The following is a 26706-nucleotide window of genomic DNA, read 5'->3' as shown; positions in this document are numbered from 1 at the left end:
ATCGGGCGGGCGTGATGTTACGCGCGGCCCGCCGTCTTCTGGGTACGGCGGGAGACCGAGTCGATGACCACGGCGGCCAGCAGAACAGCGCCGGTGATCATGTACTGAATGGCGTTGGCCATACCGATCATGTTCAGGCCCTGCTGGATCGACTGGATCACGATCATGCCGAGCAGCGCGGACCAGACCTTGCCCCGGCCTCCGAAGAGGCTGGTGCCGCCGATGACGGCGGCGGCGATGACCAGCATCAGCGTGTTGCCGCCGCCGACGCTCTTGGTGGCGCCGCCGGAGAGGCTGGCGATGAAGAGGCCGCCGAAGGCGCCCAGCGTGCCGGACAGGGCGAAGACGGTGATCCGGACCCGGTCGACGTTGATACCGGCACGGCGCGCGGCCTCCGGGTTGCCGCCGACCGCGAAGACCTGACGGCCGAAGCTCGTGCGACGGGCGACGAAGTCCGCGATGACCAGGACGGCGAGGAAGAGCACCAGGGCGAGCGGCAGGCCACGGGCGCCCTCGGGTTCGTTCAGGACATACGCGACGACGAAGCACAGGACCGCGACGACGGCGGTGCGCAGCACGACCTCGCTGGTCGGCCGGGCGGGCAGGCCTGCGGCCTTGCGGCGCCTGCTGTCCACCAGGAGCGAGGCGGCGTACGCGAGGACGGCGACCAGGGCGAGTCCGTAGCCGGCGGCCTTGTCCTCGAAGAAGTAGTTGGTCAGGTTCTCGACGGCGCTGCCGGACGGCGTGTTGATCGAGCCTTCCCCGCCCATCATCCAGTCCTGAAGACCGCTCCAGCCGAGGAAGCCCGCCAGGGTGACGACGAACGCCGGTACACCGATCTTGGCGAAGAAGAAGCCGTGCAGCGCACCGAGAGCCATTCCGGAGAGCACGGCGACGATGATCGCGAGCCACTCGTTCCAGCCGTTGTTGACGTTGAGCACGGCCCAGACGGCCGCGCCGACGCCTGCGACGGAGCCGACCGAGAGGTCGATCTCGCCGAGCAGCAGGACGAACACGATGCCGACCGCCATGATGCCGAGGCCGGAGCTGTAGACCGCGATGTTGGCGACGGAGCTGGCGGAGAGGAAGTTGCTGTTCTGGAACTGGAAGACGATCGCGATGACGATCAGGCCGACGAAGACCGGCAGGGAGCCCAGCTCACCACCACGTACCTTGCGGGTGAACTCCGACCAGTAGCCCTTGAAGCCCTCTTCGCGTATGAGGAGCCGCGGGTCCACGGCGGGGATCGGGGCTGCCGACTGCTCGGCGGCCGGTGCCGTGGCGGCGGGCTTCTCGGTGGAAGTCCCGGGGGTCTTGGCGAGGTCGCTCACTTCGCGTCCTCCTTCGTGGCTGTGCGTGCCTGGCGGCGCGTGACGGCATTGTCCGTGGCGCCGGTGATCGCGGCGATGATCTCTTCGTGGGAGGTGCTCGCGACGTCGAAGACACCGTTGTTGCGGCCCAGGCGGAGCACCGCGACCTTGTCCGCGACGGCGCGCACATCGGCCATGTTGTGGCTGATGAGGATGACGCCGTGGCCACGCTCGCGCAGCCGCTCGACCAGGTCGAGGACCTGGGCGGTCTGCTCGACGCCGAGGGCCGCGGTCGGCTCGTCCAGGATGACGACCTTGGGGTCGCCGATCAGGGCGCGGGCGATGGCCACGACCTGGCGCTGACCACCGGAGAGCGAGGCGACCGGGATACGGACACTGGGGATCCGGATGGACAGTGTGTCCAGCAGTTCCTTGGCGCGCTTCTCCATCGCGATCTCGTCGAGGACGGAGACCTTGCGCAGTTCGCTGCCGAGGAAGAGGTTGGCGACGACATCGAGGTTGTCGCAGAGGGCCAAGTCCTGGTAGACGGTGGCGACTCCGAGCTCCTGGGCGTCGTTCGGCCGGTTGATCCGGACCGTCTCGCCCTCCCACTCGATGGCGCCTTCGTCGATCGGGTGGACACCCGAAATGGTCTTGACGAGGGTCGACTTGCCGGCGCCGTTGTCGCCGACCAGGGCAACCACTTCGCCGGGGTGAATCTCCAGGTCCACGTCGGTGAGCGCCTGGACGGCGCCGAACCGCTTGGAGATTCCGCGCAACGCCAGCACGGGCGTAGCGGACACGTGAATCATCTCCTTCGCCGCCTGACCGGCGGGGATGGTGCTGCTGAGCACAGGGGGGCAGGGCCGTCGTCGGACCTAGCTGTCGTGACCCGAAGGGCCGTCGCTCGACAATCGGCGGTATGACGACGGGCCCCCAGGTCCAGTCGTCGGGCCGCCGTCGTCGCCCGAGGGGGCGGCGGCGGTCAGACGACCGGACCTGGGAAGGAGTCCGGCGCCCGCCCCCGCTTGCGGGGCGTTGACGGGGCGGGTGCCGGACTGGCTGGAGGGCCCTGAGGGGCTTGTCCGCCGGTGTTACTTGATGCCGGCGGCGTCGCAGGCCGCCTTGTACTCGGCGGTGCAGATCTCCGAGGCCTTGTAGACCTTGTCCGCGATGATCGTGGAGGCGATGTTCTCCTTGGTCACGACCGACGCGTCGTACAGCCGCGACGGGATGCCCTTGAACTCGCCCGAGAGGCTGTCGACCTTGGTCGTGGTCAGCGCGTCGAACTTCTCGCCCTTGAGGAGCTTGACGGCGATCTCGGCGGTGGTCTCGGCCTCCGGCTTGATCTGCTTGTAGATCGAGAAGGACTGGCTGCCCTGCAGGATGCGCTGCAGACCGGCGAGCTCGGAGTCCTGGCCACCGACCGGGACCTTCACGCCCTGCTTGTCGAGGGCGGTGATGATGCCGCCGGCCATGCCGTCGTTGGCGGAGTAGACGCCCTGGAAGCCGTCCTTGCCCAGGGAGTCGATGGCCGCACCCATCTTCTTGTTGGCCTCGTCCGGCGACCAGTCCGGGATGTCCTGCTCGTAGACGACCTTCTTGACCTGCTTGTCCAGGACGCTGTGGGCGCCCTTCTTGAAGAACGGGGCGTTCGGGTCGGTCGGCGAGCCGTTGATCATGACGACATTGCTGTCCTTGGCCTTGTCGCCGAGCGCCTTGACCAGTGCCTCGCCCTGGAGGCGGCCGATCTTCTCGTTGTCGTACGACACGTAGGCGGAGATGGGGCCCTCGGCGAGACGGTCGTACGCGACGACCTTGACGCCCTTCTTCTCCGCCTGCTGGACCCAGGACTTGGTTGCCTTGTAGTCGACGGAGTCCAGGATGATGACCTTCACACCCTGAGTGACCAGCGCGTCGAACTGCTTCTTCTGGGTCTCGGTGTCCTGCGCGGCGTTGTTGTACTTGACCTCGCAGTCGGCGCAGAGCGCCTTGATCTTCGCCTCCATGATGGGGCGGTCGAACGTCTCGTAACGCGTGGTCTTGTTCTCCGGCAGCAGCAGACCGATGGTCTTGCTGTCGCCACCGCTGCCGCTGTCGTTGTCGCCGCCCGCCTTGCCGCAGGCTGCGAGGGAGACGGCCATCGAAACTGCGGCCGTGCCTATGACGATGCGTCGCGTCATTGCGTTCATTGCGGGTTTGCCTCCCTGACGAGGCCGCAACGTTGCGGCCGAGGTGGCTGGAAGTCAACTCGGCCGCGACGTCAGCGTCAAGGAGTAAATCCTTAACGAGATGACAACGGTGCCATTCGTTATCTAAGTGAAGGCAGGGGTGGCCGTCGACAGGGTGCTTTCCAAAAGGGTCGAATCTCCCATCTCGCTCAGCACCAGGGCCAGCGCACCCAGCACCTCGGCCCGGCCGCCGAGCGCCCCGGGCAGCACCGAGAGCTGCCTGGCGGCGCTGGGAATGGCATAGCGGGAGACCGAGTCGCGGATCGGCATGAGCACCAGCTCGCCCGCCTCCGCGAGCGAACCGCCGAGCACCACCCGGCTGGGATTGAGCAGATTGCAGAGATTGGCCACCCCGCTGCCGATGTGCCGCCCGACGTCCCCGATCACCCGACGGCAGCCCGGATCGCCCCCGCGGGCCAGCTGGACCACCCGTTCCATGGTGAGATCGGACCCGTGACTGGGCTGGAGCAGCGGCAGGACGTATCGCGCGGCCGTGAACGTCTCCAGGCACCCCCGGTTGCCGCAGCGGCACACCGGGCCCGATTCGTCGAGCGTGATGTGCCCGATCTCGCCGGCCGTGCCGCCCGGCCCCCGGTAGATGTGCCCGTCGATCACCAGACCGGCGCCGACACCGCTGGCGACCTTGATGTAGGCGAGGTCCTTGACCCCGCGGCCACTCCCCCAGACCAGCTCGCCGAGCGCCCCGAGGTTGGCGTCGTTGTCGACGTACACCGGCACACCGAGACGGCCGGCGAGCTCCTCGCTGGGGTTGATGCCCGTCCAGCCCGGCAGGATCGACGTGGAGCCCAGTGTGCCGGACTCGACATCGATCGGGCCGGGAACACCGAGGCCCACCCCGATCACCTTGTCCGGGCTGATCCCGGTCGTCTCGATCAGCCGTTTCACCAGCCGCTCCGCCCGTCCGAACCCCTCCGCCGCGGAGGCGTCGACATCCATCGGCTCGGACTCCTCGGCGAGCACCTGGTGGGCGAGATTACCGACCGCCACCCTCAGATGCGTATGCCCGAAGTCGACGCCGATCACAATGCCCGCGTCCCCGCTGAGCGAGACGCTGCGGGCCCGGCGGCCGCCCGCCGAGGTGGGGGTCACCTCGACCGTGCCGCCGTCCTTCAGCTCGCGAACGATGTTGGAGACGGTGGCCGCTGACAGGCCGGTGCTCCGTGCAATCTCCGCCTGGGTGAGCGAGCCGGCCATACGTACCGCGCGCACGACCCGCTCAAGGTTGGCGCGATGCAGAGATGTCTGCGACCCCGGAGTCTCCATCGACTCTCTCACTCCTACCGTTTTCTCTAACATGTGAACTCTAAGCTGAGCGTTTTGGGGTACTCCCCGTCAAGACCTTGAGCGTGCGAAGCCTCGGATGAGCACAGTGCCCGCACCTGGGACAGCCTCCCGCACACGCGAACCGCCCGCCGGCACATGGCCGACGGGCGGTTCATCTGTGTACGAAGGGTTACATGTGCTACTTCACCGCACCCGCGGTGAGCCCTGCGACGACCTGCCGCTGGAAGATGATGTAGGCCGCGAGAACCGGCAGCATCGCCATCACCAGACCGGCGAAGAGACCGGACCAGTCACCCTTGTACCCCTGACTGGTGGCCAGTTCGACCAGGCCCTGGGAGAGCACCCGGTGGTTCGGATCGGTGTTGAGCACCGTCGGCAGCATGTACTGGTTCCACTGCCCGAGGAAGTTGAAGATACCGACGCTGATCAGGCCGGGCTTCGCCATCGGCAGCATCACCTGGAAGAACGTCCGGGTGTGCGAGGCCCCGTCGAGCATCGCCGCTTCCGCCACCGAGGTCGGCAGCGTCCGGAAGAACGAGGTGAGGAAGAAGACGGTGAACGGCAGCGAGTACGCGATGTAGACCATGATCAGTCCGTGCCGCGTGTTCAGCAGGCCCATGTTGTTCATGACGAAGAACAGCGGGACCAGCGCCAGGATGATCGGGAAGCTCATCCCACCGATGAACAGGTAGTAGAGGAAACGGTTGCCGGGGAAGTCGAACCGCGCCAGTACGTACGCCGCCATCGACCCGAGCAGCAGCGTGCCGACGAGCGAGCAGCCCACCACCACAACGGTGTTGAAGAAGTAATCGCTCATGTGCGCCTGGCTCCAGGCGCGCGACCAGTTGTCGAAGTGCAGCTTGTCCGGCAGCGCCCACGGCGTCGACAGGATGGAGTCGTCCGTCTTGAAGGACGCCATCACCGCCCACAGCAGCGGCAGAACGACCAGGATCGCCCAGATGATCAGCACACCGTGCGAGAAGACATTGAGGACCTGGCCCTCGCTGCTCTTCGACTTGCCGGCGGGGGCGGGCGCCTTGGCCACGGGGACCGGGTCCGCCGCCGGGGCCGCGGGAGGGGTGTCAGTCGTCTTCACGTGTACTCACCTCGTACTGTCGAGCCGGACACGGAGACCGACCTGTGGTGCCTGCCGGTGATCCGGGGGCCGGCCCCCGTCAATCGCAGCATCAGAACTCCAGCCGATCGCGCCGGCCCAGCCGCATCACGATGGCGGCGAAGGCCATGGTGACGATGAGCAGTCCGACACCGATCGTCGTTGCGTATCCGGCCTGCCCGTCGCGGAAGGCCGTCTGGTACACGTACAGCGGAAGGACCGTGGTCGAGTAGTCGGGACCACCGGGGCCCACGGTCATGACCTGTACGGCGGTGAACGCCTCCACGCCCAGGGCCAGGATCCCCATGTAGACCCAGCCCGACTGCACCGTGTCCCAGAGCAGCGGAAGCGTGATCCGGAAGAACGTCGTGAAGCGGTTGGCACCGTCGAGGAGCGCCGCCTCGTAGAAGTCCTTCGGGATGGACGCCATTCCGGCCGAGAAGAGGACGACGAAGAATCCGACCGTCGACCAGACCAGCACCGACATGACACAGACGAGCGCGAGACTCGGATCCCCCAGCCAGTCCGGCTGGATGGATCCCAGACCGATCGCCTTCAGTGTCGAATTCAGCATCCCGCTGGTGGGGTTGAAAGCGAACTGGAAGAGCAGGGCGACAATGACGATCGAGAGCACCTGCGGGAAGAAATAGGCGATCTTGTAGAAGCCCGAGCCGCGCACGCCGGAGACCGCGGCGTTCTTGCGCCGCCGGCCTCCGACATTGAGCATGAAGGCGAAGAACAGCGCCAGGCCCAACGTCACCAGCGGCAGCAGCAGCACAAGCAACACACTGTGCTGCAACGACTTCCAGAAAATGTCGTCCTTCAGCATCCTCGTGTAGTTGTCGAACCCGACCATCTTGAAGTCCGGGCTCAGACCGGTCCAGTCCGTGAACGAGTAATAGATGGACTGGACGAACGGCCAAATGACGAAGACCGCGTACAACGCCAGTGGGACTATCAAGAACCCCACGATGAAACGGTACTTGCCATGCTGCATCGTTTACCGACCCCGATCTTTCCGCGGGTGCCGCCGCTGGTGACGGTTGCTCACTGGTGCTTGTAGTGCTTGATGGACTGGTCCTTGGCCGCCGCGTCGGCGAAGGCCTGGATCTTCTTGATGGCTTCCGCCGGGGTCGCGCGGCCGGCCATCATCTCGCCGATACCGGCGACGCCGATCTGCTCCTTCTGGAGCTTCACGTACCAGTCCTGCAGACGCGGGTTCACCACGTTGTCGCCGGCCTTCTTCAGCGAGTCGACACCGGACTGCATGGCGGTCGACAGGGTCAGGCCGTCGGTGCCGCCGTTGAAGGCGCTGAGCGACTTGACCTGCTTGGTGAAGTTCTTCGAGGACTCCTCGGAGAGCATGATGCGCAGCTGCTCCATGCCGCCCTCGGGGTTCTTCGCCTTGGCCGGGACGACGAAGGGCTCGCCACCGGAGGCCCAGATGGTGCCGAACGGCATCTTGTCGGACGAGTCCAGGCCGGACGGCGGCGCGACCATCATCTTGAAGTCCTTGGGCGTGGTCGGCGCCGCCTCGTTCTCCACCCACGAACCGTTCGGGATGAAGAGAGCCTTGCCCTTGGTCCACTCGGTCTGCGACTGGATGTGGGTCAGGCCAGGGGTGCCCTTGAGGATGTACCCCTTCTTGTACAGCTCGTAGTACGCCTCGAACGCCGCCTTGACCGCGGGGTCCTTCCAGGCGTTCGGCTCCAGGTTGTCGATCTTGTCGAGAACCTCCCGGCCGCCGATCTTGGCGATGAACGGGTAGAGCGAGAACGGCAGGTAGTACGGGTACTTACCGGCGTACGTCCAGCCGGCGATGCCCTTCTTCTTCGCCTTCGCGCAGAGGGCGAGCATGTCGTCCCAGTTCTCGGGGTACTGCGCGTCGAGGTTGTCGAGCGCGGTCTGCGAGTACCAGACGCCGTACACGGTGTACGCGTAGTACATGATCCAGACCGGGTCGCCGTCGAACTGACCCATCTCCAGGACACCCGGACGCAGCGTGTCGCGGACCTTCTTGGTCGGGTCGTCGATGGACGGGGCGTCCATCAGCGGCGTCAGGTCCAGCAGCTGCTTCTTGCCGACCAGGACACCCATGTCCATCTGCTCGGCGCCGGAGTTGTCGATCAGGTCCGGCGGGGTGCCACCGTTGAAGCGCGGCTGCAGCTGCGACTGGATCTTCTGGGTCGCGACGTGCTTGACCTTCGGGGCCTTCGGGAACGCCGCGTTGTACTTCTTCTCCGCGTCGATCGCGTACTGCTGGCCGAAGCCGCCGTCGAAGATGACCACCTCGAGGGGAGCCGTCTCGTTGACGCCGAGCGGGTTCGTCTTGCTGGTCTTGCCCTTCTCGACCTTCTTGTCGCTGCTGCTGTCGCTGCTCGCACACGCCGACAGGAAGCTCATCGTCGGAACGGTGATCAGACCGAGTGCGGCAGATCGCTTGATCACATCGCGACGGCCAAGGCCCTCATTCTTGTGGGCGGAGGTGGATCCCATGCTCAAGTCCTCGCCTTCTCCAGGACTCAGGCGGTGTGTACCGGTCGCCCGTCGAAACTCGCCTCAGGCGAAGGGCCCCGCCACCGCGGTCAGTTGCGCTTGGGTAGTGCTGATCTCAGGCTAGCCATGTGCAGTGGGGGGCTTCGGGAGATCGGGCATCGGATGCACTTGTTGTGCACTCCTTGGCCGTTCCCCCGTGTCCCCCTTGTCCGCGTCGCCGGAAAAAGCTGTGCGGACGCCGACAGGTATAGTCCACTCACGGCCGCCTGAGCAAGATCGAATGCAAGGTTGAGCAGCAGTCTTTCCCGAGTTGAGACCTCGCGGATACCTGGGCCCCGTGCGTCCCGGTCCGGGTGTAACGATTTCCGCATTACGGTCGATTCGACTGGCGATTCACGCCCAACACCCTTGACACATCCTGGCACTTGGCTCCCTACTGGACCTTGCGCATCTCTATGACAACGTTGTCCAAGTGCACTTCCTCGGGAGGAATGGCTCGGCATGCAGCCCCGACATGGTTCTCACAAGAGACAAAGCCGTACGGCCGCGCTGATCGCGGCTTCACTGGTTCTGGTCGTGACAGCCCCCACCGCGGCCGCCGCTCAGTCGGCCGGGGCAGGCGAAAAGGGCCAAAGCCCCTTGGGGGAACGGACATTCAGTTCGTCCTTCGAATCGGACGAAAAGCAGCCGGACTGGCGTAACACCGTCGAAGAAGGTCCTGACGGAAAGAAGCGGTCATCGGGTGTCGATGGCGGCTTCTCCGCAGGAATTCCGGGCAATGTCACAGACAAGGTGACAGATGTCCGCGCCAGTGACGAGAACACCGGCGGCGGGGAGGTGAAGGAGAACCTGATCGACGGGGAGTCCGGCACCAAGTGGCTGTCCTTCGAGCCCACCGCCTGGGTCGAGTTCGATCTCACCGAACCGGTGAAGGTCGTGACTTACGCGCTGACGTCGGCCAATGATCACGGCGAGCGCGATCCGAAGGACTGGACCCTGCAGGGCTCCGCCGACGGCCAGGACTGGAAGGACCTCGACTCCCGGACCGGCCAGACATTCACCGAGCGGTTCCAGACGAAGTCGTACGATTTCACATCTGACACGGCATACCAGCACTACCGTCTGCAGATCACGAAGAACAACGGCGCCTCCGACGCGACCCAGCTCGCCGACGTCCAGTTCTCCGACGGCAACACCTCGGTCCCGGCGCCCGACTCGATGCGCAGCCAGATCGACCGCGGCCCGTCCGGCTCCCCCACCGCCAAGGCAGGCGCCGGTTTCACGGGCAAGAAGGCCCTGCGGTACGCCGGTACGCACAAGGCGGACGGCCGGGCCTACTCGTACAACAAGATCTTCGATGTGAACACGGCTGTCACCCGTGACACCTCACTCTCCTATCTGATCTACCCCCAGATGGGCGAAACGGACCTCTCCTACCCGGCGACGCATGTCTCGGTGGACCTGGCGTTCACGGACGGCACGTATCTGAGCGATCTGCGGGCCACCGACAGCAACGGCGGCCTGCTGACCCCGCAGGGCCAGGCCGATGCCAAGCGGCTGTACGTCAACCAGTGGAACAAGGTCGACTCGACGATCGGCACGGTCTCGGCGGGCAAGACCGTCGACCGGATTCTGGTGGCGTACGACTCCCCCAAGGGCCCGGCGAAGTTCCAGGGCTGGATCGACGACATCGAGATCGCCCCGAAGGCACCCGAGAAGCGCCGCTCGCACCTCTCCGACTACGCGTCGACGGTCCGTGGCACCAACTCCAGCGGTGGTTTCTCGCGCGGCAACAACTTCCCCGCCACCGCGGTCCCGAACGGCTTCAACTTCTGGACGCCGGTCACCAACGCCGGATCGACCAGCTGGCTGTACGACTACGCGCGCGGTAACAACGACGACAACCTGCCCACCCTGCAGGCCTTCAGCGCCAGCCATGAGCCGAGTCCCTGGATGGGCGACCGGCAGACCTTCCAGCTGATGCCGTCGGCGGTCTCCGGTACCCCGGACGCCTCCCGTACGGCGCGTGCGCTGCCGTTCCACCACGAGAACGAGACGGCGAAGCCGCACTACTACGGTGTGACATTCGACAACGGCCTCAAGGCCGAGATGACACCGTCCGACCACGCCGCCCGGATGCGGTTCACCTACCCCGGTGACGACGCGAGCATCGTCTTCGACAACGTCTCCAACGACGGCGGGCTCACCCTCGACCCGAAGAGCAGCTCTTTCACCGGCTTCTCCGATGTGAAGAGCGGCGGCTCGACCGGCGCCACCCGCCTCTTCGTCTACGGCGTCTTCGACGCGCCGGTCACCGCGAGCGGCAAGCTGTCCGGCGGCGGTGGCGACGATGTCACGGGCTACCTCCGCTTCGACGCGGGCAAGGACCGCACGGTCGACCTGCGACTGGCGACCTCACTGATCAGCATCGACCAGGCGAAGCAGAACCTCGCCACCGAGATCCCCGCCTCCCGTTCCTTCGGCAGGGTGGAGGACCGGGCGCAGCAGGCCTGGGACGACATCCTGGGCAAGGTGGAGGTCGAGGGCGCCACGGCCGACCAGCTGACCACGCTGTACTCCAGCCTGTACCGGCTGTATCTGTACCCGAACTCGGGCTTCGAGAAGGTCGGCGGCAAGGACAAGTACGCCAGCCCCTTCTCCCCGCAGGTCGGCTCCGACACCCCGACCCACACGGGCGCGAAGATCGTCGACGGCAAGGTGTACGTCAACAACGGCTTCTGGGACACCTACCGGACGACGTGGCCCGCGTACTCCCTCCTCACGCCGGACAAGGCCGGCGAGATGGTGGACGGCTTCGTCCAGCAGTACAAGGACGGCGGCTGGATCTCCCGCTGGTCGTCCCCCGGCTACTCCGATCTGATGACCGGCACCTCCTCGGATGTGGCGTTCGCGGACGCCTACGTCAAGGGCGTGAAGTTCGACGCCGAGGCGGCGTACGACGCGGCCCTGAAGAACGCCACCGTGGTCCCGCCGTCCTCGGGCGTCGGCCGCAAGGGCATGGAGACGTCCCCGTTCGTCGGCTACGCGGACACCTCCACGCACGAGGGACTGTCCTGGTCGCTGGAGGGCTACCTCAACGACTACGGCATCGCGCAGATGGGCCGGGCGCTCTACAAGAAGACGAAGAAGGAGCGGTACAAGGAGGAGTCCGAGTACTTCCTGAACCGCGCCCGCAACTACGTCGACCTCTTCGACAGCAAGGCCGGCTTCTTCCAGGGCAAGGACGCCAAGGGCGACTGGCGGCTCCCGTCGGACCAGTACGACCCGCGGGTCTGGGGATACGACTACACGGAGACGAACGGCTGGGGCTACGCCTTCACGGCCCCGCAGGACAGCCGGGGCCTGGCGAACCTGTACGGCGGCCGCGACGGCCTGGCCAAGAAGCTCGACACGTACTTCTCCACTCCCGAGACAGCGGGCCCGGAGTTCGTCGGCTCGTACGGCGGTGTCATCCACGAGATGACGGAGGCGCGTGACGTACGGATGGGCATGTACGGCCACAGCAACCAGGTCGCGCACCATGTCACATACATGTACGACGCGGCCTCGCAGCCCTGGAAGACGCAGGAAAAGGTCCGCGAGGTCCTGAGCCGCCTCTACACGGGCAGCGAGATCGGCCAGGGTTACCACGGCGACGAGGACAACGGCGAGCAGTCTGCCTGGTACCTCTTCTCCTCGCTCGGCTTCTACCCGCTCGTCATGGGCAGTGGCGAGTATGCGATCGGCTCCCCGCTCTTCACGAAGACCACGGTCCATCTGGAGAACGGCCACGATCTGGTCGTCAGGGCGCCGAAGAACAGCGCGAAGAACATCTACGTGCAGGGCCTGAAGGTCAACGGCAAGAAGTGGAACTCGACTTCGCTGCCGCACGACCTGCTGGCCAAGGGCGGTGTGCTGGACTTCGACATGGGCGCCAAGCCGTCGTCGTGGGGCACCGGCAAGGACGCGGCGCCGACCTCGATCACCACGGACGACAAGGTGGCATCGCCGAAGGCGGACGTGCTGAAGGGCGAGGGAGCCCTGTTCGACAACACATCGGCCACCTCGGCGTCGGTCACCTCGGTGGACCTGCCGGTGCCCTCGGCCACGAACGCGGTCCAGTACACGCTGACATCGAGCGCGGCGGACAAGGCCCCGGCCGGGTGGGTCCTGCAGGGCTCGTCGGACGGCACGACGTGGAAGGACCTCGACAAGCGGTCGGCCCAGTCGTTCGCCTGGGACAAGCAGACGAGGGTGTTCTCGGTGAGCACGCCGGGCTCGTACGCGCACTACCGACTGGTGTTCGCCGGTGAAGGGACGCTCGCGGAGCTGGAGTTGCTCTCCTGATCCGACGCTCCCCTCGCTTGTAGCACTACTCGCGTTTCACACAGATGGCCGGTACCTCCCCTGTGAGGTACCGGCCGTCCTGCGTTGCTCCGAGGGTGGGACGGGGACACATCACGGCTCCGGACGGCCACGGCGCTCAGGACGACGAGGCAGCAGCCGGTGCCCCCTCAGTTGGGCACAACACCCTCGCTCCCGCTCGGGGAATCCGGAACTGCCCGGGGGAACAGGCCTTCGGGCAATGTCACATTCCACGCCGTCATGACCGGCTGACCGTGCTCGGTGCCGAGCCGGGAGACGGCCCCCGTGGCGAGCTGGAACAGCGTGCCCTCGGCCGGGGTCAGGCCGAGATAGCGGGCGGTCAGCACGCGCAGGAAGTGGGAGTGGGCGACGAGCGCGATGTCCTCGTCCGCGTCGCGGCTCGCCGCCTCCGCGACCTCGGCCAGCACCCGGTCGGCGCGGGCTCCTACCTCGGCGGGGGTTTCCCCGGGGTGCGCCTCGGGGCCGGGGGCGACTCCGTCGGTCCAGAGGTTCCACTCGGGACGGGTGCGGTGGATCTCCTCGGTCGTCACCCCTTCGTAGCCGCCGTAGTCCCATTCGCGCAGCTCGGGTGTGATGCGGGGCGCGACGAGTCCGGCGAGCTCCGCGGTGCGCCGGGCGCGTACCGCGGGACTGACCAGGGTGAGTGCGATCTGCCGGTCGGCGAGCAGGGGCGCCAGCGCGCGTGCCTGACGTTCGCCGAGGGGGGTCAGGGGCAGGTCGGTGTGGCTCGTGTGCTGCCCGGACCGCGACCACTCGGTCTCGCCGTGCCGGATCAGGATCAACTCGCCCATGGGTGTCATCCGCTCTCTGTGCTGTTCGTGCTGCGTAGCCGGCAACCCCCCGGTCCACGATCGTATTCCGCGCGCCCGGGACGGGGCGGCCGATGCCTCGTTTCCGGGTACGGCAGCCCTCGTCGCCCGGATCCGCACTCTTCTGGCCGCCGGGCTCCCGATGAAGGTCAGCCGTGACCTCATGCAGGCGGGTGTCAGGCGGCCCGCTCGTCGTCCGTGAGCACTTCGTGGATGACGTGTCGTGCGATGGCCGCCATGGGAGGGTTCATGTCCCGGTAGTGGCGCAGCTCGCCGAGCGCGGTCGACAGCGCCCACCCGCGGCCCCGGGCCCAGGCCGCGTCGTCTGCGTTCAGTGCGGTGCGGAAGATGCCGCGCGCGTCGGCAGGCAACAGGTACCACGCCGCGATCAGGTCGACGGCGGGATCGCCCAGGCCCAGGCAGCCGAAGTCGATGACGGCGCTGAGCCGCCCGTCCGTGATCAGTAGATTCCCCGGTTGCAGATCCGCGTGGATCCAGACGGCGGGGCCGGTCCGCTCGGGGGCTCGCAGGGCCGCTTCCCATGCCGCGACCGCCGCTTCGGCATCGACGACTCTGCGCAGTTCCCTGATCGCGGCGCGCGTCGCGACGTCGCGTGCGCCCAAGGGCTCACTGCGGTAGGAGGGCGGCCCGTCGGTGGGGTCGATCCGGTGCAACGCGGTGATGAACTCCGCCAGATCCGCTGCGAGCGAGCCGGGGTCGGCGATATGCCCGACGGCCGGATTCCCGCCCTCCAGCCACCGGTAGACCGACCAGTGCCAGGGATAGCCGGCGGCGGGCATTCCCCTGCCCAGCGGTACGGGAATCGGAGCGGGGAGCAAAGGGGCGAGCCGCGGCAGCCACCGGTGCTCCTTCTCCACATCACGTGCGGCCCCCGCGATGCGAGGGAGCCGCACGACCATGTCCTCGCCGAGCCGGTACATGGCATTGGAGGTGCCCGCGGAGGCCACCGGCTCGACCGCCGGACCGGCCCACTGCGGGAACTGACCGGCGATCAGCCGATGCACCAGGGCTACGTCGATGTCCGGCTCGTCGGCATGCATCTTGCCTGCGGGCATGTGCACCATCCAGGAAGTGGGTGAGGGCCCACGCGACGCGCGTCGCACGACGTCGTGGCGGGACCGGAGTGCCGACGGTTGTCGGCCGAGGGCCATACGAACGGTCCGGGATCTCGCCCGTCAACTCGTTTCCGGTGGTATCCCGTTGGGCCCGGTCGCGCGGGCCGCTCCTCGGCTCGGACCGCCGCGCGAGGCGTCCGCCGGTCGGCCCCGCGCCCCTCGCGATTTCGCGTCATCAGAACTTAACGAGCTGCTCACGACGAGAGTGTCCTGCGCCACGGGCATTCCCCACCCGAGAAGGTACGGTTCTTGACGTACCTCGCCGGGAGGTGCGAACGCAACGAGGGGGAACTTTGTCATGTCCAACACACTGAGTGCCGAACTGTCCTGCACCCGGGCCGTGGCCCGGTCCCTGGTGCACCGGGCCGCACGGCGTCCTGAAGACCGAGGTTGAGACCCTGGCCGCCGACGGGGAAGTGCACGTGCGCGGCGTCACCGGCCAGGAGGACACGGCCTTCGCGGTAGTCGTCGACGAGCCGGGCGTAGTCACTGAACCGGGAAAAGAACAGCGGGTCGGCCATCGGGACATCGTGCCCGAGGATGCGGGAGCCCTCGCGGCGCAGTTCGTCGAGGGTGAGCGCGGTATTCCGGTCGGGGTGCGGTCCGCGGAAGTCGATGGTGATGAACCGGCTGTGTCCGTACGGATTGACGCCCGCGACGGTCCAGCCGCGCGGTGTGCGGTTCCAGCCCGGCGGGACGACGGCCGGTTCGGTGAGGCGTATGAGACCTAGCAGGGCGGAGACGGTCGCGGGGTGCGTCGTGGCACGGAAGCCGGCCCGTTGGCGTACGGTGCTGCGCGCACCGTCGGCCCCGACGAGATAGCGGGCGGTGAACTCCCGTGCCCCGTCCGCCCCTTCGGCGGTGACCTCGACACCGTCGGGGCCCTGGCGGACATCGATGACGCGGTGGCCGCGCAGGACGGTGGCGCCGTGCGTGCGGGCGCGCGCTTCGAAGTCCCGCTCCAGGTCGGCCTGGGAGCGGCCGACGATGGGTCCGGCCTCGGTGCCGGGCGCGGAGATGGTCAGTCCGGACATGCCGGCGAAGTGGAAGTGGTCCGCGACGGGCCGTGCCAGCTGATCGGGGTGCGCGGTGCGGATGCCCAAGTGGCCACGGCGGGCGAGCTGTTGGACGGTACGGGCGTGCAGTGTGCCGCCCTTGGGCCGGTCGACGGTGGCGTGGTTCACCTCCAGGACGGTCACCGGTACGCCGTAGTGGGCGAGTTCGGCGGCAAGGAGCATGCCGACCGGACCTCCTCCGGCGATCAGGACCGGGATGTCGTGGTCGGTGCGGTCCTCGGGGCGATGCTGCTCGGCCATGGGACGCGGTCCTCGGATGCGGTTGCGAAACGTACGGGCGAAGCCCGGCACCCGCGCGGGGGATCGCGGGCACCGGGCCGTTCAGTTCAGGGGGTGCGGCCGGTCACGCGGCGTGCCGCTCCGGGCGGCTGCCGCCGCGCAGCAGGGCGAAGACGACGGCGCACAGGACGAGGCAGGCCACCGCGAGACCCCAGAGCACGGTGTGGAAGGCGGAGTCGTATGCCTGGGTCAGGAAGTCGAGGAACCCTGGCCGGTCGGTGGCGCCGGACACCTCGGCGGCGCGGGCGAGATCGCCGCCCGCCGCCTGGCTTGCCACCTGGGCGGCGTGACCGGCTCCGGCGTGCGTGCCGATGCCGTCCGTGATGTTCGAGCCGAGGACGGTGGCGAGCGACGAGCCGTACACCGCGACGGCAATGGCCTCGCTGCCGAGCCGCAGGGTGTTGAGGAAGCCCGCGGCCATACCGGCCTTGGCCGGGTCGACCTGTTCGAGAGCCTGGCCGTCGACGAGCCCGGCGGCCAGCCCCATGCCGGCGCCGGTGACGATCATCGGCAGGGCCACGACGGCGACGGCTACGTCCGGGGAGAAGAGGGTCAGGGCGATGTCGCCGACGATCAGGCAGGCGAGGCTGACGTAGATCAGGGTGAGGGCGGAGACGCCGCGGGTGACGAGCCTCGCGGCAAGCATCGGGCAGACCAGTACGGGCGTGGTGAGCAGCACCATGATCAGGCCTGCGGCCCCGGTGTCGCGTCCGGTGACGGCGGTGAGGTAGCTGGGCAGGTAGGTCAGCATGGTGACGAAGCCGATGGAACCGGCGACAGGGACCAGGCAGAGGCCCACGAAGCGGCGGTTGCGCAGCACACTGAGGTCGAGCATGGGATGCTCGCGCCGGTTCTCGACGTACGCGAAGACGGCGAGGACGACGAGCGCCCCGGCGAACAGGGCGACGACACCGACGCTGCCCCAGCCCCACTGGGAGCCCTGCACGATGGCGGTGGTCAGCAGCACCATGGCGACGACGAAGAGGGCGCTGCCCGCGAAGTCGATACGGGCTCCGGTGGAACCGGTGGCGGGCATCGTCCTGGAGATGGCGGGCACGGCGATCAGGACGACCACGAGGGCGATGGCGTGCACGGCGAACACCCAGCGCCAGCCGAGGGTCTGGACGAGCGCGCCGGACAGGGACGGGCCGAGGGCCACGCCGATGCCCGCGACGGTGCCGAAGTAGGCGAACGCCTTGGCCCTGGCCGGCCCTTCGAAGATGGTGGAGACGATCGCGGCGCCGCAGGAGAAGATGGCCGCGCCACCGATTCCGGCGAGGGCGCGGGCGGCGTCCAGCCACAGCACGTCGGTGGCGAACGCACTGGCGAGCGAGGCGGCGGCGTAGATCGCGGCGCCCGCGGCGAAGGCCTTGACGCGGCCGATGATGTCGGCGACCGAGCCCCAGACGAGCGTGAAGCAGGCGAAGGCCACGTTGAAGGCGTTGACCACCCACTGGAGCGGAGCGAGTCCGGCGTGTGTGGAGGCGCCGATGTCGGGCAGCGCGACGGCGGTGCCGGAGATCGACATGGGGACGACGAAGACGGCGAGGAGTACGGCGATCAGGGTCAGGGTGCGGCCGGGCTTCTCCTCCGCCACGGGTGCCGGTCGTGCGGCGGACGACGCGGTCTGCGAACTCATAGAAAAACTCCAGGCTCGGCCCGGCCGCCAGCGACCAGGTACGATTTTCGTCGTACCTTAAGTTCGCACATCCGTGAGGTTGGAAGCAACCCGTACCTACGATGGGAACAACCCACAGGCGAGTTCAGGAGAGGAGAACAGCGATGCCGGACGAGGAAGGCCATCCGGAACCGGAGGAAATGGACCTGCGCACGGTCCTGAACGCGATCTCCGATCCCCTGCGGTGGGGGGTCGTCGTGGCCCTGCTCCACGAGCCGGAGGGCACGGCCCGCACCTGCGCGTCCTTCAACCTGCCGGTCTCGAAGTCGACGACCACGCACCACTTCAGGACCCTGCGCGAAGCGGGTCTGGTGCGGCAGGTGAACCGGGGCAACAGCCGCGCGGCGACCCTGCGCAAGGACGACCTGGACAAACGCTTTCCGGGGCTGCTGGACCTGATCCGCGCCAACTCCTGAGCCCGGTCCCGAGCCGCCGGTCACCCCCGCCACGCCGAAGGGCCGCACCCCCGGCGGGGGTGCGGCCCTTCGCGACGTACCGGACTGCCTACTTGCGGATCAGGCTGCGGAGCACGTACTGCATGATGCCGCCGTTGCGGTAGTAGTCCGCCTCACCGGGGGTGTCGATGCGGACAACCGCGTCGAACTCCACACCGGTGTCGGTGGAGACCTTCACCGTGCGCGGCGTCGTGCCGTTGTTCAGCTCGGTCACGCCGGTGAAGGAGAAGGTCTCCTCGCCGGTGAGGCCGAGGGCCTCGGCGGTCGCGCCCTCCGGGAACTGGAGCGGGAGGACGCCCATGCCGATGAGGTTCGAGCGGTGGATGCGCTCGTACGACTCGGCGATGACGGCCTTGACGCCGAGGAGCGCGGTGCCCTTGGCGGCCCAGTCGCGGGAGGAGCCGGAGCCGTACTCCTTGCCCGCCAGGATGACCAGCGGGGTGCCGGCGGCCTGGTAGTTCTGCGAGGCGTCGTAGATGAACGACACCGGCGCACCTTCATCGGACCGGGTGAAGTCGCGGGTGAAGCCACCCTCGGTGCCCGGGGCGATCTGGTTGCGCAGGCGGATGTTCGCGAAGGTGCCGCGAATCATGACCTCGTGGTTGCCGCGGCGCGAGCCGTAGGAGTTGAAGTCGCGGCGCTCGACGCCGTGCTCCGTCAGGTACTTGCCGGCCGGGGTGTCGGCCTTGATCGCACCGGCCGGGGAGATGTGGTCGGTGGTGACCGAGTCGCCCAGCTTGGCGAGCACGCGGGCGCCGGTGATGTCGGCGACCGGGGTCGTCTCCATCGTCATGCCCTCAAAGTACGGGGGCTTCCGTACGTAGGTGGACTGCGGGTCCCACTCGAAGGTGTTGCCGGTCGGGATCGACAGCGCCTGCCACTGGGCGTCGCCCGCGAAGACGTCCTGGTAGGACTTGTTGAACATGTCCTCGCCGATGGAGTTGGCGACGACGTCGTTGACCTCGGCCTCGGAGGGCCAGATGTCCGCGAGGTGGACCGGCTTGCCGTCCTGGTCGATGCCCAGGGCGTCCTTGGTGATGTCGACCTTCATCGAACCGGCGATGGCGTACGCGACGACCAGCGGCGGGGACGCCAGGTAGTTCATCTTGACGTCGGGGTTGATCCGGCCCTCGAAGTTACGGTTGCCGGAGAGCACCGAGGTCACGGCCAGGTCGTGCTCGTTGACCGCCTTGGAGACCTCCTCCGGCAGCGGGCCGGAGTTGCCGATGCAGGTGGTGCAGCCGTAGCCGACGAGGTTGAAGCCGACCTTGTCGAGGTAGGGGGTCAGGCCCGCCTTGTCGAAGTAGTCGGTGACGACCTTGGAGCCCGGGGCGAGGGTGGTCTTGACCCACGGCTTGCGGGTCAGGCCCTTCTCGACGGCCTTCTTGGCCACGAGCGCCGCGGCGACCATGACGTACGGGTTCGAGGTGTTGGTGCAGGAGGTGATCGCGGCGACGGTGACGGCGCCGTGGTCGATCTCGTACGTCGTTCCGTCGGGGGCCGTGACCGTGGTGGGACGGCTCGGCACGCCGTTGTGGCCGGACGGGGAGTCGGAGGCCGGGAAGGACTCCTTGCCCGACTCCTCGTCCTCGGAGACGTAGTTGCGCACGTCCTGCGCGAACTGCTCCTTGGCGTTGGCCAGGATGATGCGGTCCTGCGGGCGCTTCGGGCCGGCGATGGAGGGGACGACCGTGGAGAGGTCGAGCTCCAGCTTCTCGGAGAAGTCCGGCTCGGCGGCCGGGTCCAGCCAGAGGCCCTGCTCCTTGGCGTACGCCTCGACGAGCGCGACCTGCTGCTCGTCACGGCCGGTCAGACGCAGGTACTTCAGCGTCTCGTCGTCGATCGGGAAGATCGCGGCGGTGGAGCCGAACTCCGGCGACATGTTGCCGATGGTGGCGCGGTTAGCGAGAGAGGTGGCGGCGACGCCCTCACCGTAGAACTCGACGAACTTGCCGACGACACCGTGCTTGCGGAGCATCTCGGTGATGGTCAGCACGAGGTCGGTCGCGGTGGTGCCGGCCGGGAGCTCGCCGGTCAGCTTGAAGCCGACGACGCGCGGGATGAGCATGGAGACCGGCTGGCCGAGCATCGCGGCCTCGGCCTCGATGCCGCCGACGCCCCAGCCCAGCACGCCGAGGCCGTTGACCATGGTGGTGTGCGAGTCGGTGCCGACGAGGGTGTCGGGGTACGCCTGGCCACCCCGGACCATGACCGTACGGGCCAGGTGCTCGATGTTGACCTGGTGGACGATGCCGGTGCCCGGGGGGACGACCTTGAACTCGTCGAAGGCGGTCTGGCCCCAGCGCAGGAACTGGTAGCGCTCCTTGTTGCGGCCGTACTCCAGCTCGACGTTCTGCGCGAACGCGTCGTTGGTGCCGAACTTGTCGGCGATGACGGAGTGGTCGATGACCAGCTCGGCCGGGGCGAGGGGGTTGATCTTGGCCGGGTCACCGCCCAGCTCCTTGACGGCCTCACGCATGGTGGCGAGGTCCACGACACACGGCACACCGGTGAAGTCCTGCATGATCACGCGGGCCGGCGTGAACTGGATCTCCTGGCTGGGCTGCGCCTGGGAGTCCCAGCCGCCGAGCGCCCGGATGTGGTCGGCGGTGATGTTCGCGCCGTCCTCGGTGCGGAGCAGGTTCTCCAGCAGCACCTTCAGGCTGTAGGGGAGGCGCGCGGAGCCCTCGACCTTGTCCAGCTTGAAGATCTCGTACGACTCGTCGCCCACGCGCAGCGTGCTGCGGGCGTCGAAGCTGTTCGCCGACACGACAGTCTCCTTCATCAATGTGCGCGTACTCCGCGCCGCGCCTCATTACGGCGGGCGCCGCGTGGTGCCGCCTACGGCCCCTCGACCATCCGCTAAGGTAAGGCTTAGTTAGGTAACCCTTACCGACTGGCGGACTGCGGTGCGCCTTCGGCATATATCTCGATGTCGAGATAACTCTAGTACATCACCGCCGCACGGTCATGCGCGGGCGGCGCTGTCCGCTGTCATTCAATTGAGGCGTTTGCCAGCGAACCCAGCCGTTTCGGCTTCTATGACAGCGAACCTAGTCGCACGGGGTGAGCGCGCTGGGGGTGTTGCATGGCTGTACCGACTGGGGCGGACGGGGCCGTGCCGTATGTCGAGGTGTCGTGCGTGGATGCCGATGCTGCTGGCCCACTTCCGCCAGCCTCCGCACGATCCCTGGAGCCGGACGCTCGGCCCGGGGTCAGCGCGGCCGCACAGCATGACGCCCCTCGCACCCCGGCCGCCCGCCACAAACACTGAAGATCAACTTCCGGCAGTTTTCAGGCTTGCCTCGGCGCTACCTCGTACGGATCGCCCAGATGTGGACGCTCCCGTCAAGGCAGCCTACGGCGAGGTTGTAGCCGTCTACGGCGAGGATGCCGCCGTCTGGGCTGAATACCACCGCTTGGACTTTCTCGGATTGCTTGGTCAGGATCAGCAGCTGTTCACCAGCGTGGGTGTCCCAGACGATGACCGTGCCGCTGTTATCGCCGGACGCGAGCACGCGGCCGTCGGGGCTGAACGCCAGCGCGCTGATGTTGTCGGTGTGCCCGGTGAGCCGATGGTGCCGCTTGCCGGTGTGCGTGTCCCAGACGTGGACCAACACCTTGCCATCTTCGGCGAAGGTGTTGCCAGCTGCGGCAACGGTGCGGCCGTCGGAGGTGATCGCCAGCGCGCTGATATGCGAAGGCTTCCCGGTTTTTAGCCGATGACGGGGTCGTCGGCCGGTGGGTGGGTCCCAGATGAGGACGCGCCCTTCGGCGTCGCCTGTGGCGAGGGTGTTCCCGTCCGGGCTGAACGCCACCGGGCCCGTGGCGCCGGGCAGGCCGGTCAATCCCTTGCCCGTGCGGGCGTCCGAGAGGCGAGCCTCAGCGTAGGTGCCGATGGCGAGGGTGCCGCCGTCAGGGTTGAACACCACGGAGTCGATGGTCCCGGTGTGTCCGGTGAACTGACGGCGTAGCGTGCCCGCGTGCGGATCCCACAGGCGGATCACTTTGCCGTCGCCACCTGTGGCGAGGGTGCAGCCGTCGGGGTTGAACGCAACGGAGTGGATGCGGTCGGGGCCGTCGGTGCGGTCGGACAGGAGGCGGAGCTGCGCGCCTGTGCGTGGGTCCCAGATGCGGACGCCCGATCTGCTGTAGCTCGCCGCGAGGATGTGGCCGCTCGGGCTGAACCCCATCGCGGTCACACGCCCCCCACCACGTTTCGCTTTCAACGTGCGGAGCAGCGTGTAGGCAGGCCCCGAGGGGACGGTGGGCGCCGGGGGCGTCGGTCTGGGGTCGTGATCGGGATTGCCTGGCGGCGCTGGCGGAGGGGTCGGCGAGTCTGGCTTATGACCGGGCTCCTTCGGCAACGGCCCCGCCAGGAGGTCTAGGAGTAAGGAGGGGGCCGGGCGTGCCATCGGATCCTTCGCCAAGCAGGACGCCGCCACCTCGCGCAACCCCGGTGGGAGCGCCGTAAGGTTCGGTGGTTCATGGGCCGCCTGGAGCATCAGGGACATCGCTGGACCCTCACCCCAGGCAGCGCCGCCCGCCGCCGCAACCAGGACCACGCCGAGTGCGAACACATCTGCGGCGCCGGTGACTTCACGGTTCAGAGCCTGTTCGGGCGCGAGATAGCCGGGTGTGCCGAATACCGCTCCGGTCGCTGTCAGGTGCGTGGACCCGATGGCCCGGGCGATGCCGAAGTCGATGACCCGGAGGCCGCCCTCAGCCATGATGATATTGCCGGGCTTGAGGTCCCGGTGTACCAGGCCGCAGGCATGGATAGCCGCCAGCGCCTCCGCCAGGGCGGCGCCCAGTTGCCGAAGGTGAGGTTCGTCCATCGGGCCATCGGCGGCCAGCAGTTCAGAGAGAGTGGGCCCGCGCACGTAAGCAGTAGCCAGCCACGGCGGTTCGCCGTCGGGGTCCGCATCGTCAACCGGTGCGGTGTGGACACCGCCCACAGCGCGGGCCGCCTCCACCTCGACGCGGAAACGGGCACGGAAGGCCGGATCGGCCGCGAGCTCGGGCTTGACCACCTTCACGGCGACCGCACGGCCGCCGCGCGAATATGCCAGGTAGACGGTTCCCATCCCGCCCTCGCCGAGCTTGGCTTCAATGGTGTATCCGCCTATGTGCTCCACGCGCACAGTATGACCGAACCCACCCCGCCTGACCGGCTCATGCCACCGATTCGGCAGGGACCGGAGGTGGGGACGCTTCCCAGCCATGCGGCAACACGATCTCGGCCTTCAGCGTCGGCACACCAGCGTCGCTGCAGTCCTCACGGTGATCGCTCATACCCGTGACTCTCCCGACCTCTGACGGCCCGTGCCAGGACCTGTGAAGACAATCACCGATGGGCGTAACTCCTGGCTCCACCCAGCGGCGTTGACATCCAACCCAGTCGTTCCAGGTCAGCACGCTGCACACGACTAACTTCACTGTCGAAGGACAGGCGCTGTCCACTGTCATCCAATCGAGGCGTTTGACAGCGAACCAGTCGTTCCGGCTTCCTTGCCGGCGAACCCAGTCGTACGAGGTGACGCGCTGGGGGCGCTGAGACACCGGCTCACCACGTGGACGCTCCAAGCCGAACCCTCGTTACCCCAGCAGACACCCCTTCCGCGACCGCCTCGACCTCCCAGTCCTCATCGCCGACGATGCCCGCAGAGGCATGACGATCCGCTCACTGGCCGAGCACTACAAAGTCCCGCCATGGACAGTCCGTCCTCGCGCTGGACACCTCACCCCCCGTTGAAAGGGAAGTCTCCCGGGGAAGGGCCCCGCCCAGAGGCAGACTCGTCGGTCCGATCGACAGCATGATCACCGACAACCTCGACGTCAGGGGCATCTGGACCAAGCTCATGGACGACCACGACTACTCGGTCTCCTACGCATCCATCCGCTACCACCTCAAGCACCAACAGGACCGGAAACCCCGCCCTGGAGACGAAGCCACCCAGTCCAAGTTCAACCGGACGGCGTGACCGGGGACCGCATGCCGAGCCACTGCTCGGCGCCCCAGGCCTCGAACCGCTCCACCTCGGTGAACCCCAGCTTCGCCGCGAGGCGCATCGAGCCGACGTTGGCGGTCTGGGTGGTGAGCACCACCGGCTCGCCGGGCAGCGCGTCGGCGAGCCAGCCGAGTGCCGCCGCGCATGCCTCGGCGGCGTACCCGAATCCCCACGCCCGCGGCAGGAACAGGTAGCCGAGATCGGCCTTCCCCGTGGCAGCCGGGCGACGGTGCCCAGTTGCTCTCCTGAGCAGGATCTGGCCGATCATCGACCCGTCGAGATCAACGACGAAGCTCCCGGGCCACCGCTCGGGCGCCCCGGGCATCTCGCGTTCGAGCTCGTCACGCGGTCGGGGGCCGCCGAGGTAGGTGTGCACCTCTGGCGAGGCGAGCAGCTCAATGAACGCCGCACGGTCTCGGGTCTCGGGCTCACGGAGCACGAGCCTTTCGGTCCGCATCGGGGCAGGTGGCCAGGCGACGGGTCCGAGTTCAGTCATGGCGGGCAACCTATCGCACGCCCGTGAGAGTGATCCGAAAGAGAAGGCCCAGGCCACAGATCTGTTCGAGGCTCTCATTCAACATGGTCGCCGCAGACCAGCACACCACCCACCGACCGACTTCGCTGTCGAAGGACACTCGCTCCATACCTCGTAGTCGATGTCCTCTGTCATCCAACCGAGGCGTTTGACAGCGAACCCAGTCGTTTCGGCTTCTACGACAGTGAACCTCGTCGTGCGGGATGACCAGGCACTGGAGCGCTGACGATCCATGCGTGGCGGTGGTTGTCACATTCGCGGGCCCGGCGGTGTCTCCATGCCGAACAGCCAGACAGGTAAATCTACTGAGGAGAACACCATGGCGCTCCGCGTTCCGAAGGCCGAGCTCAGCACCGAGATGAGCGAAAACATGATCAAGCAGCTCGGCGCCGTGGCCGAGCCCGTCGAGGTGGTGTGGCACAACCCCAAGGTCGCCACGTCCAACTTGGAGTTCTCGGCCAAGCTGGGCGAGTGGGACGCGGCCGACGCCAGCCTCAAGTCGTTCGCGCACATGGCCGTCGCGTCCCAGGTCGGCTGCGGCTGGTGCCTCGACGTCGGCTACTTCCAGGCGCAGAACCAGAACCTGGACCTGGCCAAGGCGAGCCAGGTGCCCCGCTGGCGGGATTCGGAGGTGTTCACGCCGCTGGAGCGGGACGTCCTCGAGTACGCCGAGGCCATGACGAACACGCCGCCGACCGTCACCGACGAGCTGCACGCGAGCCTGCTCGACCGGCTCGGCGCCGCGGCGATGGTCGAGCTCACCGCGTACATCGCCTTCGTCAACATGGCGACCAGGAACAACAATGCGAACGGGATTTCGTCGCAGGGCTTCTCCGATGCCTGCGAGATTCCACTGGCCGCGCGCCCTCAGAACTCCGGCGTAGCGTCGACGTCATGATGACCGAGGATCCGTTCGTCTCCCATCGCAGCCTGCTGTTCACCGTTGCCTACGAGATGCTCGGGTCGGCGGCCGACGCGGAGGACGTGCTGCAGGAGTCGTGGCTGCGGTGGGCCGACGTCGACCAGTCGCAGGTGCGCGAGCCGCGGGCGTACCTCGTCAGGACTGTCACGCGGCAGGCGCTCAACCGTCTGCGAACGCTGTCGCGCAGCCGCGAGGACTACGTGGGCGAGTGGCTGCCGGAACCGCTGCTGACCAGCCCCGATGTTGCCGAGGACATCGAACTCGCGGAGAGCGTCTCGATCGCGATGCTGACCGTCCTCGAAACGCTCGGGCCGACCGAGCGGGCGGTGTTCGTGCTCCGCGAGGTCTTCGAGATGCCGTACGGCGAGATCGCCGAGGCCATCGGGAAGTCCGCGGCCACGGTGCGGCAGATCGCGCGGCGTGCCCGCGAGCATGTGGCGGCCCGGCGGCCGCGGGTGCAAGTGAGCCGGACGGAGCAGCAGGCCGTGGTGGAGCGGTTCCTGGCCTCGTTGCGAACCGGACAGTTGCAGGAGCTGCTGGAGGTTATGGCGCCGGACGTGGTCCTGATCGCCGATGGCGGCGGGCTCGCGGCCGCCGCTCTGGCTCCGATCCACGGCGCCGAGCTGGTGGCGACGGTGCTCGCGCGCGCGAACCAGGTGGTGACCGCGTTCGAGACGATGACCGTGTGGCTCAACGGCGCGCCTGCGGGCCGGTTCGAGATCGACGGCGAGCCGACCGCGGTGAGCCTCGTGGTGGAGAACGGGCGGGTCACCCGGATCTACCTGATGAGAAATCCGCAGAAGCTGACGCGGCTCGATGAACTGGCCGAAATCACCAGGTAAGCCCGCTGATGCTCTGGCAGCGTGAGTGTTGCGGGGGGGGGGAACCCCCCCGGACACACACCACCCCCCCGGGGTGCGAGGGGGGCGTAAAGGGGGATCGAACAAAAGGGGGTAAGCGGGC

At 67.6% G+C, this 26706-nt stretch carries 19 protein-coding genes; 5 read left to right on the top strand and 14 right to left on the bottom strand.

Annotation, left to right across the window (positions count from 1 at the left end):
* Window positions 1-17: 17 nt before the first annotated feature.
* The 7 genes from ACFVYE_RS03125 to ngcE form a co-directional block, all read right to left on the bottom strand.
* Complete coding sequence (locus ACFVYE_RS03125) at window positions 18-1331, bottom strand: sugar ABC transporter permease (RefSeq protein WP_389603802.1); 1314 nt, start codon at window positions 1329-1331, stop codon at window positions 18-20.
* Window positions 1328-2122, bottom strand: a complete 795-nt coding sequence (locus ACFVYE_RS03120) for an ATP-binding cassette domain-containing protein (protein WP_382906427.1) — start codon at window positions 2120-2122, stop codon at window positions 1328-1330. Before ACFVYE_RS03120 ends, ACFVYE_RS03125 begins: the two co-directional genes overlap by 4 nt.
* Window positions 2123-2404: 282 nt before the next feature.
* Window positions 2405-3502: a substrate-binding domain-containing protein gene (locus ACFVYE_RS03115; protein ID WP_383972393.1), complete on the bottom strand. Its 1098-nt coding sequence runs from the start codon at window positions 3500-3502 to the stop codon at window positions 2405-2407.
* A gap of 123 nt (window positions 3503-3625) precedes the next feature.
* Window positions 3626-4825 (bottom strand): ROK family protein, encoded by a 1200-nt coding sequence (locus ACFVYE_RS03110; protein WP_383972394.1) that lies wholly within the window; start codon window positions 4823-4825, stop codon window positions 3626-3628.
* A gap of 199 nt (window positions 4826-5024) precedes the next feature.
* A complete protein-coding gene (locus tag ACFVYE_RS03105; RefSeq protein ID WP_383972396.1) occupies window positions 5025-5942 on the bottom strand; it encodes a carbohydrate ABC transporter permease in 918 nt (305 codons plus the stop codon).
* 91 nt (window positions 5943-6033) lie between these two features.
* Window positions 6034-6957, bottom strand: coding sequence for a carbohydrate ABC transporter permease (locus tag ACFVYE_RS03100; protein ID WP_383972398.1), 924 nt, complete (start codon window positions 6955-6957; stop codon window positions 6034-6036).
* A gap of 50 nt (window positions 6958-7007) precedes the next feature.
* Window positions 7008-8456: an N-acetylglucosamine/diacetylchitobiose ABC transporter substrate-binding protein gene (ngcE, locus tag ACFVYE_RS03095; protein WP_383972400.1), complete on the bottom strand. Its 1449-nt coding sequence runs from the start codon at window positions 8454-8456 to the stop codon at window positions 7008-7010.
* A 501-nt stretch (window positions 8457-8957) separates the two neighbouring features.
* Between ngcE and ACFVYE_RS03090 the strand changes: the two genes are divergently transcribed.
* A complete protein-coding gene (locus ACFVYE_RS03090; protein WP_389603798.1) occupies window positions 8958-12803 on the top strand; it encodes a GH92 family glycosyl hydrolase in 3846 nt (1281 codons plus the stop codon).
* Between the two features lie 167 nt (window positions 12804-12970).
* On the opposite strand, the gene ACFVYE_RS03085 is transcribed toward ACFVYE_RS03090, so the two are convergent.
* The 4 genes from ACFVYE_RS03085 to ACFVYE_RS03070 all read right to left on the bottom strand — a co-directional run bounded on the left by ACFVYE_RS03085 (window position 12971) and on the right by ACFVYE_RS03070 (window position 17781).
* Window positions 12971-13633, bottom strand: coding sequence for a histidine phosphatase family protein (locus ACFVYE_RS03085; RefSeq protein WP_383972404.1), 663 nt, complete (start codon window positions 13631-13633; stop codon window positions 12971-12973).
* A gap of 194 nt (window positions 13634-13827) precedes the next feature.
* On the bottom strand, window positions 13828-14727 hold the full coding sequence (locus ACFVYE_RS03080) for an aminoglycoside phosphotransferase family protein (RefSeq protein ID WP_383972406.1): 900 nt from the start codon (window positions 14725-14727) through the stop codon (window positions 13828-13830).
* 356 nt (window positions 14728-15083) lie between these two features.
* Window positions 15084-16103 (bottom strand): FAD-dependent monooxygenase, encoded by a 1020-nt coding sequence (locus ACFVYE_RS03075; protein WP_383972408.1) that lies wholly within the window; start codon window positions 16101-16103, stop codon window positions 15084-15086.
* 103 nt (window positions 16104-16206) lie between these two features.
* Window positions 16207-17781 carry an MFS transporter gene (locus ACFVYE_RS03070; RefSeq protein ID WP_389603795.1) on the bottom strand — a complete coding sequence of 525 codons (1575 nt, stop codon included), beginning with the start codon at window positions 17779-17781 and terminating at the stop codon, window positions 16207-16209.
* Between the two features lie 143 nt (window positions 17782-17924).
* Between ACFVYE_RS03070 and ACFVYE_RS03065 the strand changes: the two genes are divergently transcribed.
* A complete protein-coding gene (locus ACFVYE_RS03065; protein ID WP_383972411.1) occupies window positions 17925-18236 on the top strand; it encodes an ArsR/SmtB family transcription factor in 312 nt (103 codons plus the stop codon).
* Window positions 18237-18324: 88 nt separating this feature from the next.
* Here the strand turns inward: ACFVYE_RS03065 and acnA are convergent, their stop codons facing one another.
* A complete protein-coding gene (gene acnA / locus ACFVYE_RS03060; RefSeq protein WP_383972413.1) occupies window positions 18325-21045 on the bottom strand; it encodes an aconitate hydratase AcnA in 2721 nt (906 codons plus the stop codon).
* A 541-nt stretch (window positions 21046-21586) separates the two neighbouring features.
* Window positions 21587-23413: a WD40 repeat domain-containing serine/threonine protein kinase gene (locus ACFVYE_RS03055; protein ID WP_389603793.1), complete on the bottom strand. Its 1827-nt coding sequence runs from the start codon at window positions 23411-23413 to the stop codon at window positions 21587-21589.
* 678 nt (window positions 23414-24091) lie between these two features.
* On the opposite strand from ACFVYE_RS03055, the gene ACFVYE_RS03050 reads away from it, so the two are divergent.
* Window positions 24092-24259, top strand: a complete 168-nt coding sequence (locus ACFVYE_RS03050; protein WP_383972419.1) for a hypothetical protein — start codon at window positions 24092-24094, stop codon at window positions 24257-24259.
* Here the strand turns inward: ACFVYE_RS03050 and ACFVYE_RS03045 are convergent.
* Window positions 24243-24782: a GNAT family N-acetyltransferase gene (locus ACFVYE_RS03045; RefSeq protein ID WP_389603791.1), complete on the bottom strand. Its 540-nt coding sequence runs from the start codon at window positions 24780-24782 to the stop codon at window positions 24243-24245. The genes ACFVYE_RS03050 and ACFVYE_RS03045 overlap by 17 nt on opposite strands.
* Window positions 24783-25140: 358 nt before the next feature.
* Here ACFVYE_RS03045 and ACFVYE_RS03040 point away from each other — a divergent pair, with 358 nt between their 5' ends.
* Both ACFVYE_RS03040 and ACFVYE_RS03035 read left to right on the top strand, forming a co-directional pair.
* The gene (locus tag ACFVYE_RS03040; protein ID WP_389604129.1) at window positions 25141-25719 is read left to right on the top strand and encodes a carboxymuconolactone decarboxylase family protein; all 579 of its coding nucleotides are present in this window, start codon (window positions 25141-25143) and stop codon (window positions 25717-25719) included.
* The gene (locus ACFVYE_RS03035) at window positions 25719-26585 is read left to right on the top strand and encodes an RNA polymerase sigma-70 factor (protein WP_383972425.1); all 867 of its coding nucleotides are present in this window, start codon (window positions 25719-25721) and stop codon (window positions 26583-26585) included. Before ACFVYE_RS03040 ends, ACFVYE_RS03035 begins: the two co-directional genes overlap by 1 nt.
* Window positions 26586-26706 lie beyond the last annotated feature (121 nt).

The sequence above is a fragment of the Streptomyces sp. NPDC058239 genome (genome assembly GCF_042882185.1).
Classification (GTDB): Bacteria; Actinomycetota; Actinomycetes; order Streptomycetales; family Streptomycetaceae; genus Streptomyces.
Note: the sequence above shows the minus strand (reverse complement) of the source record. Positions and strands in the feature narration are given on the sequence as shown.

What these genes read in the sequence shown, in the direction of transcription:
- ACFVYE_RS03120 (WP_382906427.1), bottom strand. Translation starts at nt 2,122, where the DNA reads ATGATTCACGTGTCCGCTACGCCCGTGCTGGCGTTGCGCGGAATCTCC.
- ACFVYE_RS03115 (WP_383972393.1), bottom strand. Translation starts at nt 3,502, where the DNA reads ATGAACGCAATGACGCGACGCATCGTCATAGGCACGGCCGCAGTTTCG.
- ACFVYE_RS03110 (WP_383972394.1), bottom strand. Translation starts at nt 4,825, where the DNA reads ATGGAGACTCCGGGGTCGCAGACATCTCTGCATCGCGCCAACCTTGAG.
- ACFVYE_RS03100 (WP_383972398.1), bottom strand. Translation starts at nt 6,957, where the DNA reads ATGCAGCATGGCAAGTACCGTTTCATCGTGGGGTTCTTGATAGTCCCA.
- ngcE (WP_383972400.1), bottom strand. Translation starts at nt 8,456, where the DNA reads ATGGGATCCACCTCCGCCCACAAGAATGAGGGCCTTGGCCGTCGCGAT.
- ACFVYE_RS03090 (WP_389603798.1), top strand. Translation starts at nt 8,958, where the DNA reads ATGCAGCCCCGACATGGTTCTCACAAGAGACAAAGCCGTACGGCCGCG.
- ACFVYE_RS03085 (WP_383972404.1), bottom strand. Translation starts at nt 13,633, where the DNA reads ATGGGCGAGTTGATCCTGATCCGGCACGGCGAGACCGAGTGGTCGCGG.
- ACFVYE_RS03080 (WP_383972406.1), bottom strand. Translation starts at nt 14,727, where the DNA reads ATGCCCGCAGGCAAGATGCATGCCGACGAGCCGGACATCGACGTAGCC.
- ACFVYE_RS03075 (WP_383972408.1), bottom strand. Translation starts at nt 16,103, where the DNA reads ATGGCCGAGCAGCATCGCCCCGAGGACCGCACCGACCACGACATCCCG.
- ACFVYE_RS03070 (WP_389603795.1), bottom strand. Translation starts at nt 17,781, where the DNA reads ATGAGTTCGCAGACCGCGTCGTCCGCCGCACGACCGGCACCCGTGGCG.
- ACFVYE_RS03065 (WP_383972411.1), top strand. Translation starts at nt 17,925, where the DNA reads ATGCCGGACGAGGAAGGCCATCCGGAACCGGAGGAAATGGACCTGCGC.
- ACFVYE_RS03050 (WP_383972419.1), top strand. Translation starts at nt 24,092, where the DNA reads ATGATCACCGACAACCTCGACGTCAGGGGCATCTGGACCAAGCTCATG.
- ACFVYE_RS03045 (WP_389603791.1), bottom strand. Translation starts at nt 24,782, where the DNA reads ATGACTGAACTCGGACCCGTCGCCTGGCCACCTGCCCCGATGCGGACC.
- ACFVYE_RS03040 (WP_389604129.1), top strand. Translation starts at nt 25,141, where the DNA reads ATGGCGCTCCGCGTTCCGAAGGCCGAGCTCAGCACCGAGATGAGCGAA.
- ACFVYE_RS03035 (WP_383972425.1), top strand. Translation starts at nt 25,719, where the DNA reads ATGACCGAGGATCCGTTCGTCTCCCATCGCAGCCTGCTGTTCACCGTT.